Origin of the sequence: Trichocoleus sp. FACHB-262 (assembly GCF_014696035.1) — a bacterium.
Taxonomy (GTDB): domain Bacteria; phylum Cyanobacteriota; class Cyanobacteriia; order FACHB-46; family FACHB-46; genus Trichocoleus.
This window is the reverse complement of sequence record NZ_JACJPK010000031.1, coordinates 1-14,337: the sequence shown is the minus strand read 5'-3', so window position 1 is coordinate 14,337 and position 14,337 is coordinate 1. Positions and strand designations below refer to the sequence as shown.

The 14,337-nt window shown below is 49.3% G+C and carries 12 protein-coding genes and 2 pseudogenes; 8 read left to right on the top strand and 6 right to left on the bottom strand.

The annotated features are described in order from the left end of the window. The first annotated feature begins 280 nt into the window (after positions 1-280). From ssuD to H6F68_RS05960, 6 genes are all read left to right on the top strand, one after another. Complete coding sequence (ssuD, locus tag H6F68_RS05985; protein ID WP_190557298.1) at positions 281-1,444, top strand: FMNH2-dependent alkanesulfonate monooxygenase; 1,164 nt, start codon at positions 281-283, stop codon at positions 1,442-1,444. 19 nt (positions 1,445-1,463) lie between these two features. After that, positions 1,464-2,027 carry an NADPH-dependent FMN reductase gene (ssuE, locus tag H6F68_RS05980; protein WP_190557296.1) on the top strand — a complete coding sequence of 188 codons (564 nt, stop codon included), beginning with the start codon at positions 1,464-1,466 and terminating at the stop codon, positions 2,025-2,027. A gap of 97 nt (positions 2,028-2,124) precedes the next feature. After that, on the top strand, positions 2,125-3,057 hold the full coding sequence (locus H6F68_RS05975) for an aliphatic sulfonate ABC transporter substrate-binding protein (RefSeq protein WP_242065375.1): 933 nt from the start codon (positions 2,125-2,127) through the stop codon (positions 3,055-3,057). 4 nt (positions 3,058-3,061) lie between these two features. Beyond that, on the top strand, positions 3,062-3,922 hold the full coding sequence (locus H6F68_RS05970) for an ABC transporter permease (RefSeq protein ID WP_190557292.1): 861 nt from the start codon (positions 3,062-3,064) through the stop codon (positions 3,920-3,922). 5 nt (positions 3,923-3,927) lie between these two features. Next, positions 3,928-4,704: an ABC transporter ATP-binding protein gene (locus tag H6F68_RS05965; protein ID WP_190557289.1), complete on the top strand. Its 777-nt coding sequence runs from the start codon at positions 3,928-3,930 to the stop codon at positions 4,702-4,704. Between the two features lie 45 nt (positions 4,705-4,749). Further along, on the top strand, positions 4,750-5,934 hold the full coding sequence (locus H6F68_RS05960; RefSeq protein ID WP_190557287.1) for an acyl-CoA dehydrogenase family protein: 1,185 nt from the start codon (positions 4,750-4,752) through the stop codon (positions 5,932-5,934). A gap of 68 nt (positions 5,935-6,002) precedes the next feature. Here H6F68_RS05960 and H6F68_RS05955 read toward each other — a convergent pair whose 3' ends face one another. Next, positions 6,003-6,995 (bottom strand): isopenicillin N synthase family oxygenase, encoded by a 993-nt coding sequence (locus H6F68_RS05955; RefSeq protein ID WP_190557285.1) that lies wholly within the window; start codon positions 6,993-6,995, stop codon positions 6,003-6,005. A gap of 161 nt (positions 6,996-7,156) precedes the next feature. On the opposite strand from H6F68_RS05955, the gene H6F68_RS05950 reads away from it, so the two are divergent. After that, positions 7,157-8,506 carry a selenium-binding family protein gene (locus H6F68_RS05950; protein ID WP_190557283.1) on the top strand — a complete coding sequence of 450 codons (1,350 nt, stop codon included), beginning with the start codon at positions 7,157-7,159 and terminating at the stop codon, positions 8,504-8,506. Positions 8,507-8,515: 9 nt separating this feature from the next. Further along, a pseudogene (locus tag H6F68_RS05945) lies at positions 8,516-8,791 on the top strand (2Fe-2S iron-sulfur cluster-binding protein); the annotation flags it as partial. 37 nt (positions 8,792-8,828) lie between these two features. On the opposite strand, the gene H6F68_RS05940 reads toward H6F68_RS05945, so the two are convergent. The 5 genes and pseudogenes from H6F68_RS05940 to H6F68_RS05920 form a co-directional block, all read right to left on the bottom strand. Continuing rightward, entirely contained in the window at positions 8,829-9,878 is a 1,050-nt protein-coding gene (locus H6F68_RS05940) for a sulfonate ABC transporter substrate-binding protein (protein WP_313930033.1), read from the bottom strand. Positions 9,879-10,050: 172 nt separating this feature from the next. Then, positions 10,051-11,589: an amidohydrolase family protein gene (locus H6F68_RS05935; protein WP_190557276.1), complete on the bottom strand. Its 1,539-nt coding sequence runs from the start codon at positions 11,587-11,589 to the stop codon at positions 10,051-10,053. A gap of 45 nt (positions 11,590-11,634) precedes the next feature. Beyond that, complete coding sequence (locus tag H6F68_RS05930; protein ID WP_190557274.1) at positions 11,635-12,999, bottom strand: LLM class flavin-dependent oxidoreductase; 1,365 nt, start codon at positions 12,997-12,999, stop codon at positions 11,635-11,637. 371 nt (positions 13,000-13,370) lie between these two features. After that, positions 13,371-14,041, bottom strand: a pseudogene (locus H6F68_RS05925) (O-methyltransferase). 38 nt (positions 14,042-14,079) lie between these two features. Beyond that, entirely contained in the window at positions 14,080-14,259 is a 180-nt protein-coding gene (locus H6F68_RS05920) for a hypothetical protein (RefSeq protein WP_242065373.1), read from the bottom strand. Positions 14,260-14,337 lie beyond the last annotated feature (78 nt).

The following is a 14,337-nucleotide window of genomic DNA, read 5'->3' as shown; positions in this document are numbered from 1 at the left end:
GCAAACCTTTGAATGTGAGCATTGAAACCGAGAAGTAAATTGCCACTTCCAGCAACCGAGCGATTCTAAGAGGCATCAAAGGCAGTTTGCCAAGCAGGAGGGACATCACCAGCGCGCTGAGAAAAAGCAGAAAGGGGTTGATTGGCTCAGCTATCTATGCGATACTCCTGACCTATACGCTTAAACTACGGTTAATCGATAGAGTAACTGTAGTTTATTGACTAGGGAATTCAAAAATTTCTAGCTCAGGCGGATTGTTTCACTTTCGTCAACGACTGCAATGCAAGTTCTTTGGTTTATTCCAACGCATGGAGATGGTCGCTACCTAGCAACAGCTGAAGGGGGGCGAACCACAGATTACGCCTATCTCAGGCAGATTGCGCAAGCGGTCGATCATCTGGGTTACACAGGGGCACTGCTGCCAACTGGACGATCTTGTGAAGATGCTTGGGTTGTAGCTTCCACGCTGGTTTCTCATACCCAGCGAATGCGCTTTTTGGTGGCAATTCGTCCGGGTTTGATGTCTCCGGGAGTTGCAGCTCGGATGGCAGCCACCTTCGATCGCCTATCTGGAGGGCGATTGTTGATTAATGTGGTGACTGGCGGTGATCCGGTTGAGCTGGCAGGAGATGGCGTGCATCTCAGCCATGACGATCGCTACCGTTTGACTGATGAGTTTCTAACCGTATGGCGGGCGACTTTAAGGGGAGAGGAATCTCATTTTAAAGGAGATTATCTGGATGTTCAGGGCAGCAAACTGCTGTTTCCGGCTATCCAGAAACCTTATCCGCCACTGTGGTTCGGCGGCTCATCTCCCATTGCTCAACAAATTGCTGCAAAGCATGTCGATGTCTACCTCACTTGGGGAGAGCCGCCTGCTCAGGTGGCTGAGAAGATTGCGGCGGTACGCCGACTGGCAGAGGCAGAGGGACGAACGCTGAAATTTGGCATTCGCTTGCATGTAATTGTGCGAGAAACCGAAAGTACAGCATGGGAGGCGGCTGAGCAGTTGATTCGGTATGTAGATGAGTCAGCGATCGCCGCAGCCCAAAAAGCCTACGCTCGGATGGACTCGGAAGGCCAGCGTCGCATGACCCATCTGCATCATGGCAGCCGCGAAGCCTTGGAAATTAGCCCGAATTTATGGGCTGGGATTGGCCTGGTGAGAGGTGGGGCAGGCACGGCGTTGGTAGGCGATCCAGATACGGTGGCTGCCCGCATGTTGGAGTATGCCGAGTTGGGTATCGATACCTTTATCCTGTCAGGCTATCCCCATCTGGAAGAGGCATACAGAACCGCAGAGCTGTTATTTCCTCGGCTGCCTTTAGAAAATCAGCCTGCCACCCAACAGCATGTCATGTTTAGCCCCTTTGGTGAAATTGTCGCCAACGAAGTTGATCCCAAACAGTTAGACAACCAAACCACACTTGCAACTGTAGATTAATTAACGAGGTTTTGTAACTATGGCTTATGTTTTAGCGATCGCAGGTAGCCCTTCTCATCCTTCCCGCACTTACAGCTTGTTGGAGGATGCCACTCAGCGCCTACAACAGCAGGGTATTGAAACTGGGATTCTCTCGGTGCGTGACATTGCCGCTGAAGATTTAGCTTATGGCCGCTATGATAGTCCTGCTTTGGAACAACCCAAGGCCCTGATTGAGAAAGCCGATGGTTTGATTATCGCCACTCCCATCTACAAAGCTTCTTATACGGGAGTGTTGAAGGCATTTCTAGATCTGTTGCCGCAGAAGGCACTAGTCGGAAAAGTAGTGCTGCCTTTAGCCACAGGAGGCACGCTCGCTCACTATCTCTCCATCGACTATTCCCTCAAACCTGTGCTCTCAGAGTTGGGTGCCCGGAATTATATCAGCACGGTCTATGCGATCGACAAGCAAATTCAGCGTTTAGAAGAGGGTGGTATTCAACTGGATGATGAAGTTGAGCAACGGTTGAATCTCTCCATCCAAGAGTTAGCGATCGCGGTGACTCAGGCTCAGGCAGCATCCAAAGAACTGGCTCCTGCATAGGATTGGATGAAAGATAATGATTCGTCGCAATGATTCATTTTTCAGGCGCTTCCCTATCTGGTTAATCGGTGTTGCCTGCGTCTTCTGTTTTTCGATCTTGAGCAGTTGCAGTAGCCACCAAGCTGCCGCTGATCGCCCCAATGTCATTCGTCTCGACTACGCCTATTACAATCCGGTGAGTCTGGTTCTGAAGCAGAACGGTTGGCTAGAAACAGATCTAAAGCGAGAGAATGTGCAGGTGGAATGGGTCTTGAGCCAAGGCAGCAACAAGGCATTGGAATTTCTCAACGCCCGCAGTATTGACTTTGGTTCTACCGCAGGTGCCGCTGCCCTGATTGGCAAAGCGAATGGGAACCCGATCAAGTCCATTTATGTGTATTCCAAACCGGAATGGACCGCCTTGGTCACCCGTGCCGATTCACCGATTAAAACCGTGGCTGACCTGAAAGGCAAGAAAGTTGCTGCCACGAGAGGGACTGACCCCTATATCTTTCTGTTGCGATCGCTGGATCAAGTCGGTTTGAGCGAGAAGGATATTGAGTTAATCCAGTTGCAACATGCCGATGGTCGAGCGGCGTTGGAAAAAGGAGATGTGGATGCCTGGGCAGGACTCGATCCTCACATGGCAAAAACAGAGCTGGAAAAAGGCTCAAAACTGTTCTTTCGTAAGCCTGATTTCAATAGCTACGGCGTCCTGAATGTGCGGGAGGAGTTTGCTCAGAAATATCCCAAGTATGTAGAGCAAGTCTTAGCCAACTATGAAAAAGCCCGCCAATGGGCACAGCAAAGTCCCGCAGAACTAAAGCAAGTCTTGGTGCGGGAAGCAAAGCTGACGAATACCGTGGCGGCTAAACAGCTAGAACGAACTGATCTATCCAACTCGCGGATTGGCGAGGAGCAGAAACAGGTGATTTTGGCGGCAGGGAACGTGCTGAAAAAGAGTGGCGTGATTCAGGATGCCGTGGATGTGGAGCAAACTGTTACTGCACTAATCGATCCCCAATTCATCGCCAAGGTTGCTAGCCGATAAATTCATGAGCAGTTCTCTTCAAACCTCTCGGCGATCGCAATCGATTACTGTCCATAAAAAACTCCAGCTAGGGAAGCTTGCTGTATCTCGCAAGCGGCGCTTCCGCTCGGCTGGAGTAAGAGGATTCGTTTTGCCTGTGCTCCTCCTGATTGGGTGGGAAGCCTTATCTCGCATGGGAGTCTTTCCACCCAATCTTCTTCCTGCACCTTCTACGGTAATCGCTGCCATTTGGCAGTTAGCCCTGAGGGGAGATTTATTGAAGCACATTGGCATCACGTTATATCGTGTTGCTTTTGGTTTTGTCATCGGGAGTGGCATGGCGACGATTCTCGGTGCCTTGACGGGCTACTCTCGACCTGCCCGCCAGTTCCTCGATCCACTGTTGCAATCCCTCCGCAACATTCCCTCTCTAGCTTGGGTGCCGCTGTTTATCCTGTGGATGGGGATTCAGGAACCCTCGAAAATTGCCCTAATTGCAGTGGGCGTGTTTTTTCCGGTTTATTTGAATCTCATGAGTGGCGTGCAGGCGGTCGATCGCAAGTTGGTGGAAGTGGGTCAGGTGTATCGGCTAAATAGTCTGCAACTAATTTGGCGTATCTTTCTCCCTGCGACGCTCCCTGCCTACACGGTGGGATTACGCAGCGGTCTAGGGCTGGGCTGGATGTTCGTCGTCGCGGCGGAAATGATGGGAGCTAGTCAGGGATTAGGCTATTTGCTAGTAGATGGCCAAACCACAGGTCGCCCAGAGATCATTCTAGCCAGCATTCTGTTATTTGCCCTGTTTGGGAAACTGACAGATACGGCTCTGGCAACCATGGAAAAACGCCTGCTCTACTGGCAAGACGCTTACAGCTCACAGAGGTAACGGAAATGCTCCAACTAGAAAACGTTGCTAAACAGTTCTCAAACCAATTTATTGCCTTAGAAGAGATCAATCTGACCGTTGCTGCAGGTGAGATTGTGAGTTTAGTGGGAACCAGCGGTTGCGGCAAAAGCACATTGCTACGACTGATCGCTGGCCTCGACTCTCCCACACTAGGCCAGGTTTTGATTGATCAACAAGCGATTGCATCTCCACATCCCAAAATTGGCATTATCTTTCAAGAGCCACGCCTAATGCCTTGGCTCTCGGTGCGAGAGAATGTGCAATTTGGCCTGGAAGATGTTTCCCGGTCAGAGAAAGAACGGCTAACTGATGTAATTTTAGAGCGTGTCGGTTTGATGGCGTTTTCCCAGGCACTGCCCCGTCAGCTTTCCGGTGGGATGGCTCAGCGAGTGGCGATCGCTCGTGCTTTAGTCACAAAACCCTCGATTCTGCTGTTAGACGAACCCTTCAGCGCCTTGGATGCCTTAATTCGTATGAAGCTACAGGATCACCTACTCAAAATTTGGGAATACGATCGCCCAACGCTGATTTTGGTGACTCATGATATCGAAGAAGCTTTGGTATTGAGCGATCGCGTCATTGTATTGCGGAGTAATCCTGGTCATATCCATCAGGAATTAGTGCTAGATTCACCTCGGCCTCGCAAACGCACTGACTCCCAATTTCAGCAGTGGAAGGAACAACTCCTGCAAGCTCTGGATCTCACGGTTGAGGAGCGATCGCCGGAATCTGACATCCACTTATTAACGGTTGAAGTTTGATGGAGATGCAGAGTATACAGTTCATGATTGATAATTGATTGCATTATGCAACTATTGAATTCGGCCACCTCACAGGATTATTTAGCGATCGCCGAAGCTTTAGCCGCAGAGTTTGCCAAGACAGCCGTGGAGCGAGACAAAGCAGGCGGCACACCCAAACAAGAGCGCGATCGAATTCGGGAAAGTGGTCTGCTGCATCTCATGATCCCAACCGAGTATGGTGGCGTGGGAGGAGATTGGATTACGGCATTTAGGATTAGCCGAGAATTTGCCAAAGTCGATGCCGCGATCGCCCATGTTTACTCTTACCACCATCTGGGGGTGGTAATTCCTCATATCTTTGGCACCGCAGAACAGCGAGACTATTATTACGCTCAAACGCTGCAACACAACTGGTTTTGGTGCAATGCGCTCAATCCCCTCGATCGCCGGACGATTTTGACTCCTGAGGGTGATCAGTTTCGACTCAACGGAATTAAAGGCTTCTGCTCAGGCTCCAAAGATTCTGATATCTTGCCTATTACTGCCACTCATCAGGAAACAGGTGAGCTATTGGTTCTAGCCATTCCCACTCAACGCGACGGCGTTAGCATTCAAGATGATTGGGATAATATGGGCCAGCGCCAAACCGATAGCGGCAGCATTGTATTTGAGAACGTGTTGGTGCAGGCCAATGAAATTTTTGGCAAGCGGACAGGTCACAATCAACCGTTTAGCACCTTCCGGGCTTTGTTGACGCAGCTCAATCTGGCTAACATCTACCTTGGAATTGCCCAGGGTGCCTTTGCCGCCGCCAAAGACTACACTCGCACCACCACTCGTCCTTGGTTGACCTCAGGAGTCGAGAGCGCTACGCAAGATCCCTATATCTTGCAACAGTACGGTGATCTGTATGTGAATTTGCAAGCCGCCGAATTGTTAGCTGACAAAGCGGGAGACTTGCTTCAAGCCGCTTGGCATCAACAGTGGAGCTTGAGTGCCGAACAACGGGGAGAATGCGCGATCGCGATCGCCACTGCCAAAGTTGCTGCAACTCGAATTGGGCTAGAAGTGACCAACCGCATGTTTGAAGTCATGGGTGCCCGCTCTACCAGCAGTAGTTATGGATTCGATCGCTACTGGCGGAATCTCCGCACCTTTACCTTGCACGATCCAGTCGATTACAAAGTGCAAGACATTGGGAATTGGGCCTTGAATGATGAATTCCCCAAGCCCAATTTCTATTCGTAAGCTTAATCGGCTTCGGCAGTAGCTAACGTTATCCTTTCCTAGGAGCCACAGGCAATCAGCAGGACGGCTCAAAATGCTTGCTGACGTAGCTCGGGAAAAACCTTGGCAACTTTGTTCAACACATAGTCACCGTAAGTGCCACGGAACTCATGAACATTGGCTTTGTCCCATCGATCGCTGTGGTCATCATCTATAGCCGCTCCTGCGAGTTCAATCGGATGGATTTCAGCAGCGAAATTTGGATCGAAGAAAAACGGAAAGGATAAGCGATCGCGGCCAGATAAATTTTTAACTCGATGAGGAGTAGAACGATATAGCCCACCTGTCAGGCGATCAAGCATATCACCAATATTACAAATGAATGAATTGGGTACAGGTGGTGCGTCAATCCAGCCTGATTTTGACTTCACCTGCAAACCGCCAGCATCATCTTGTTTAAGGATCGTTAACAGACCATAATCGCTATGTTCACCCACCCCCCAAGAAGGTTCCTGCGGATTATTTGCAGATGGGTAGTTGAAGATGCGAAATAGAATCAGAGGATCATCGGTGTAGCGATCGCGGAAGTAAGATGCCTCCAGCCCCAGGCTAAGCGCAATTCCGGCCATCAATGTGTGCCCTAGCTGGGTCATTGCTGCCAAATATTCCAATACTGTTTCACGAAATTGGGGGATATCTGGAAACAGGTTTGACCCATGCATGGGTATCTCGTTTTGAATTGACGGATGGGTTGCATCTAACTCTGCCCCAAAATAGATTCCCTCTTTGAGATCGGGTTGCCCCGAAGTTAACTCACCTCCTATGGGGAAATAGCCCCGCCAGGCTCGTCCGCCTTTTGCCATTTGGATCTGCATTTTAGTCGCTAAATCTTGAGCAAAAAATTGACGACTCTGGTGTTCTAAGCGTTGTTGTAATGCTTCATCAATGCCATGCCCCACTACATAGAAAAAGCCTGTGTTGCAGCAAGCCTGACGAATTTGAGCCGCTACAGTATCTGGTTTGCGACTAGACACTAAAGGACTGACATTAATGATGGGAATTTGAGAGGATGGAGTTGCCATAATTGCCGCTTCAAACCATCTGACTGAACTGAGTATCTACTGAAACAACCCAAGAAGGTTAAAAAATATGGTAAATCGATCAGCTTACTGTTTATAGATATTAAATCTAGACCTAGAATGAAATCAGTCTCCCAAGTTTACACATCAGTGGAGGTCGCTCTATGTCTCACGCTTGCTGTGGTCCCGGTTATGCTTCGCCTGAAGCCGCTATGCAGGGAGAGCGGGAGAAACTACTGTATACGATCGCTCTTTATACTGGCTCCACGATTGTAGAACCCGACTACTTAGCTACCGTTGATGTTGATCCAGAATCACCCACCTACTCTCAAGTGATTCATCGTCTCCCCATGCCCTATGTTGGCGATGAGCTGCATCATTTTGGTTGGAATGCTTGTAGCTCCTGTCATGGAGATGCAAATAAATCTCGGCGTTATTTAGTGATCCCAGGGATACGCTCCAGCCGAATCTACATTATAGATACGATCGAGGCCAAAGCTCCTAAGATTCACAAAGTGATTGAACCGGAGGAGATCAAAGCAAAAGCTAACTTGACTGCGCCTCACACCGTTCATTGCTTAGCAAACGGGCAGGTAATGATCTCTATGCTGGGCGATCGCGAGGGCAATGGTCCTGGTGGTTTTTTGCTCCTCGATGATAACTTCGATATTCTCGGTCGCTGGGAGCAAAACGCCAGTGGCATGAAATTCAACTATGACTTTTGGTACCAACCTCGCCACAATATTATGGTGAGCAGTGAGTGGGGCGCACCCAAGACCTTCTATCGTGGTTTTGACCTTAATGATGTAGCTGCTGGAAACTATGGGCAGCATCTCCACTTTTGGAACTGGGAGAAGCACGAAATCATTCAAAGCATGGATCTAGGCGAGGAGGGGTTGGTTCCTTTAGAAGTGCGGTTCCACCACGATCCGGATAGCACTCACGGGTTTGTTGGTGCTGCATTAAGTAGTAATATTTGGCACTGGTACAAAAATGGTACCTGGCAAGTCAATAAAGTCATTGATGTGCCCAGTGTAGATTTAGAAGGATTTCCGATCCCCTTACCCTCTTTAATTACGGATTTGATTCTGTCCTTGGACGATCGCTTCCTCTACTTCTCGAATTGGTTGCATGGGGATATTCGTCAGTATGACATTAGCGATCCGCACAATCCGAAGCAGACAGGTCAAGTGTGGGTCGGTGGCCTGCTAGGTAAAAGCGGTGAAATAAATGGTCACAAGCCCGTGGGTGGTCCCCAAATGTTGCAACTGAGCCTCGATGGCAAACGTCTGTATGTGACTAATTCCTTATTCAGCACTTGGGATGACCAATTCTATCCCGATCTAGCGAAAGCAGGCTCTTACATGCTGCAAATTGACTGTGATATCGAGTCCGGCGGATTGGCAGTTAATCCCAATTTCTATATTGATTTTGGGGCAGAACCACAAGGTCCGTCGCGAGCCCATGAAATGCGTTATCCCGGTGGCGATTGCACCTCGGATATTTGGGTATAAAAGGCTGGGATGAAAACTTACCGAGTTGAGTTGGTTAACCGCGATCGCGTTACGCTAGAAGTTCCAGAGAACCAGACGATTCTGGAAGCTCTGGAACAGGCGGGAATACAACTCCCGGTGGGTTGTCGTTATGGCGCTTGTGTTACCTGTGCCGCTAAACTGCTTCAGGGAGAAATAGATCAGACCCAACAACAGTGCTTAAAACCTGCTCAGTTAGCGGCAGGCTTTGTGCTGTTGTGTATTGCTTATCCTCGCTCAGACTGCCAATTAGAGGTCGGTCGGGAATGCCAAAACTCTCTCTACATTAACCCATTTAAGGTACTCAAGGCTGAGACTGCGCCACCTCCTGAACTTTGATCGGCTTCGGCAGTAGCTTTAACTCGACGAAGGCATCCGCCACCTGCTGCTGATAGTTCACGACATCCGGTTTGAGAGGCTGTTGAACGCCATAGGGACGCTCCTTCAAAATCTCCGTTAACGTTGGTGGATCAATCCCAATCTGCGGTGACAAGAGAGCGGCTGCCTGAGTGAAATTGCTCTGTGTCCACTCATTCACCTTTTGGGTTTCTTCGATAATTGCCTGGAGGCGATCGGGATGTTGTTCGGTAAATTGCTGGGAGGCGAGGTAAAACTGACGATTGGCGACCAAATCTGACCCATCCTGCAAGACTCGGGCATCCAGCGCTTTCTTGGCAACCGTTAGATAAGGCTCCCAAATCACCCAGGCATCTACGTTTCCTTGCTCAAACGCAGCTCGGGCATCCGCAGGAGCTAAATATACAGGTTGGATATCACTATATTTCAACCCTGCCTCTGCCAGTGCTCGAATTAACAAGTAATGCACATTGGAGCCTTTGTTGAAGGCAACTTTTTTACCCTTCAAATCAGCAACTTTTTGTAGTGGAGAATCCTTGGCTACTAATATCGCCTCGCCTTTGGGGTCAGGGGGTTCATGGGCTACATAAACCAATGGGGTGCCAGCAGCCTGGGCAAAGATTGGCGGTGTCTCTCCGGTAGAGCCATAGTCAATACTACCTGCGTTGAGCGCTTCCAACAGCGGTGGTCCTGCGGGAAACTGCACCCACTGCACAGAGATCCCCTGCTCCTTCAACCGCTGATCTAAATCTCCGCGCGCCTTCAGCAGAAAGAGGGTGCCATATTTTTGATATCCAATCCGCACCACATTGCTCTCTGCCTGATTTGAAGTGGAGCGATTACTGGTATTGGCTGTACCAGTAGGTGCCGCACTCAGAGTTGATGTGTTTGTGGCGTTAGAAGAACTATCAGATGAGCAGGCAGAGAGACCGCTAATGCTGACGCCCAACACTAATAGGAGGGCTAGAGGCTGAAGGGAAAATCGGACCGAAAACACAAATAACTCCTGATCTAGCGTACTGTTTTTTGAGAGAGAGATATGCATCGCCTGAAGGCTAACTACATACGGTTTTGGAAGATGTCTGTAGGGGCGGGTTTTGTCATAAAGTCAGCTGCACAGTTAATAAGCTACCTATTAAACCTGCCCCTACAAATACTCAACTAGCGGTTTACGCTGTTACCAGGCTCTTATCTTCTGCTTGAGATGCCACAGGCTTGACCTGGGATTCGATCGCTGTGCCCTTAAAGAAATCAGGGTTGGCTTCGGTGTAGAACTTGTAGGGGTTTTCAAATACATAGGCTTTAAAGTCAGCTTCAGAAATTACTCCTTCTTCCACCAGTTCCCAGCTCTCAGCCAATGGAGCAGTCAGGTCAGGCACATCCCAGTGACCGACATCCGAGGAGTAGATGGCGTTGATCTTGACTCCCAACGGATTTGCTTTGTCGTTGAAGGCAGCGGCGATCGTGCGATCGTCGGATTCAGAACCAAAGAAGAAACTATTGACCCAGCGATCGCGGATATCCTCAATGGTTTCAATTCCAGCAGCGGCGAAATCTTCTAACTCGCTACCCACAGGCGATCGGCTGTGGCGATTAAAGGAAGACCCGAGAACTGTGTGTTTGAGTTCCTCTTTGTTCAGGGAATGGCCTTGAGTTATTTCGCCCCCGAAGCGCTCAAACAACTCGAACAGTTCATTGGCGTTTGCCAGATCTGGATTGTAGTTTTGTAGCGCCTGAAAATTGCGCTTGGAGAAGCGATCGACGAGATGAATGTAAACATGGGCACCCCAGTCTGCACCACCTTCTAGCATACCGACGCGCAATTGTGGGAATCGCCGAGTTACACCCCCAAAGAACAAAGCTTTAGCAAAGGCTTGTGAGCCATCGGCAAAGTGCCCGATGTGGTTGTTCATGTAGTTGCTGATGGAGGAGCGCCCCGTCCATCCTTGGCTACCGTAGTGAGTGGTGACAGGTACGCCCAATTCTACGACTTTCGCCCAGAACGGATCATAGTCGTATTCACTGTCTAATCCGTAGAAGTCAATATAGGAGGCGTATTTGGCAATTTCAGGATATTGATCGGGTGGATATTTATCCGCGATCGCCTTGATGGGTCGCTTCACACCGCCAGGGATGTTGATCACCTTCAAGCCGAGGGTTTTGACTGCGAATTCTAACTCCTCGATCGCTTCCTGGGGCGTCGTCATGGGGATGCCTGCCACCGGAGTAAGGCGATCGCTATATTTGCGATAGATATCCGCATGATAATGATTTACAGCCCGTTGCAAGGCTTGACGGTGCTCTGGACCAGCGCCTGCGGGTGCTAAGACATTGTTGGGAAACAGCACTGAGTAGTCTGAGCCTTGCTCTGCCTGCCGCTCATAGAAGAGTTCGGGAAGCGTATATGTGGCGAGATCGAGGGTGTTGCGGGTGACTCTGGCCCACCAAGGCGATCGCAGCGTGCGGTTATACTGACGCTCTTCTGGGGTTTGTTGATACCAGTCTTTACCATCGGTCTTAGAGTTGAGACGAGAGGATTCTGCCTTCCGCAACGCATCTACTAGTTTTGCTCCAACGTACTTATCGATGTAATCTTCTAGCGCAGGTGTAAAATCATTGGTGTGAACATCGGTATCGATGACCGGATAAGGCAACTTAGCCCGGATTGCAGCGGAAGGTGAGTTCTTCAAGCGGCTATACTCAACCATGTTTTTTCTCCAGAAATACAGGTTTTGAATCAGACAACTCGTAACTTACGCTAGTACCAATTGCTCTTCTTTGCGTTTAGTAGCAAGACTGTGAGCAGGGCGGCGTAATCCTAGGTTCTCCCGCAACGTACTGCCCTCATAGGCGGTTCGGAACAGTCCGCGTTTCTGCAACACGGGAATCACCAGGTTGACAAAATCATTTAATCCAGTCGGCAGGATGGGTGGCATGATATTAAAGCCATCTGCCGCACCGTTGTTAAACCATTCTTCCAGTTGATCAGCAATGGTTTCAGGAGTGCCCAAAATCGTGCGATGACCGCGTGCTGTTGCCAAAGAAAGATACAGTTGACGCAGCGTCAGATTGCCACGAGCTGCTAAATCGCTAACTAGTTTGAGTCGGCTCTTGTTGGTATTGGTGTCACTGGGCAACTCAGGAGCCAGATCATCCAAGGAATATTTCGACAGATCCACGCCTTTGTAGTAATTTTTCAGAATCCCCCAAGCCACATCGGGGTGAATCAAAGATTGCAGAAATTCATACTTCTCCTGCGCTTCCTCCTCAGTGCGACCAATGATCGGGAAGGCACCAGGCATGATTTTGAGATCATCCGGCGATCGCCCATACTTTGCCAACCGCCCTTTCACGTCGGCATAAAATTCTTGGGCATCAGCCAAGGTTTGATTCGCCGTAAAAATCACTTCCGCAGTGCGAGCCGCTAAATCTCGTCCCGCTTCTGAGGCTCCTGCTTGCACAATCACGGGATATCCCTGCGGTGGACGACCTACATTCAACGGACCCTTAACGGAAAAATGTTTACCTTTGTGATTCAGGACATGGAGTTTATCGCGATCGAAATAGACACCTGATTCGCGATCGCGGATAAAGGCATCATCCTCCCAGCTATCCCACAATCCTTTTACTACTTCCACAAACTCTTCGGCCCGCTCGTAGCGTTGGCTGTGGTTTGGGTGATGCTGCAAACCAAAGTTTTGAGCAGCGTTCTCGTTGCCTGTCGTGACTACGTTCCAACCTGCTCGGCCCTGGCTCAAGTGATCCAAGGAGGCAAACTTCCGAGCCAGTGTGTAAGGCTCTTCATAGGTCGTCGAAGCAGTGGCAATGAAACCAATATTTTTGGTCACGGAGGATAGGGCAGAGAAAAGCGTCACTGGCTCAAAATGGACAATTTTACCGTTGCGGCTCTGAGTCTCCGGTGCACCGCCCCAAACTCCAGGGCTATCTGCGAGAAACACCGCATCAAACAAACCCCGCTCAGCAGTCTGAGTAATCTCCTTGTAATGCTCAAAATTTAGACCTGCATCGATCTGAGCTTCAGGATGTCGCCAAGCAGAAACATGATGCCCGGTAGCTTGGATAAATGCGCCTAAACGAAACTGACGTTTTGTGCTCATAGACTTATTTCTATGTTGTAATAACTGTATTTGCGATCCGCAAAAGGCTTTTTGAGGTAGCAGTGTCAGATGCTGACTATTATTTGGTGAATTCTTGATTACTTAAGGATCACTATCTACGTTTGCCAGATGTGAGTGTGATGAGGAATCCTGTTGAACAGCCAGCCCTATTCGGAACACTGACCTCTTGCTAAGCAATGACCTGACCGAGGGGTAAGCCAGACTAAAGCGGAACTTTAGTAAGGGGAGGTTCTGCATTAGCCATGAATGTATAATACACGAATTGTTAGTTTGTCTAACAAAAATTTTAAGGTATTGTGTGATTCATGGTTGAACTACTAGCCCTGAAATGAGATTCGTGAAAAAGTCTTTTAGTCAGCAACGACGAGCGCGATCGCCAGCCCATCGTAGCCCTTACCACCAACAGTCTGAACAATAGTTGCACTAACGTTCGGTTCTAAAGAAAGAGCGGCATTGAAGCGACGGATACCCTGAACATTTTCATCTTCACTGTTCGCATCAATCACAGCTCCCTTCCGCACTACGTTGTCTGTGATAATCAGACTGCCGCGTCGGGTTAGTTTAAGCGCCCAAGCAAAATACTCAGCCGTGTTCGCTTTGTCAGCATCGATAAACACGAGATCGAAAGGAGCGTGTCCTTCCGTGGCTAACTGTGGCAACGTCTCTAAAGCTGGGCCGAGACGCACTCCACCGTATTGCTCAATCCAGCCTGAGCGAGATTAGCACGAGCCACTTCAGCATGTTTGGGATTGGCTTCCAGGGTGATCAGTTTGCCGTGGGCAGGGAGCGATCGCGCTAGCCAGATGGTACTGTAACCCGCTAAAGTGCCGATCTCCAAGATTCTAGTTGCGCCATGCGATCGCGCGAGGATATGTAGCAGTTTCCCTTGATTAGGTGCGACATTAATCCTAGGCAAATCAGCATCAATGGTAGATTGAAGTGCTGCTTCTAAAGCTGGATCAGGAGGCACAAATAAACCATTGATATAGTCGTCAACGGCTGTCCATTGATCTTGAGTCATGCTTCCTCACATCTAAATTTTGAGCATTAAACTTGCGGCTAGCGATCGCCTTCTGACTGCACTACTATTTCGTAGTGCTCTACAGTTGGAAAAGGATCATAAAAGTGATGGAGTAGAGAACGCCATTGCTGATATGCCGCAGACTGTCTAAATCCAACCGTATGATCTTCTAATCTTTGCCAACTCACATCTTGCACCTTGTGATGTGAACCTCCCATCCTTGCTTCTGTAACAACCTTCGCTTTTGCGCGACTTCCTCAAGGAGCAGAGCAATAACTACTTCACTCAGGCAGACT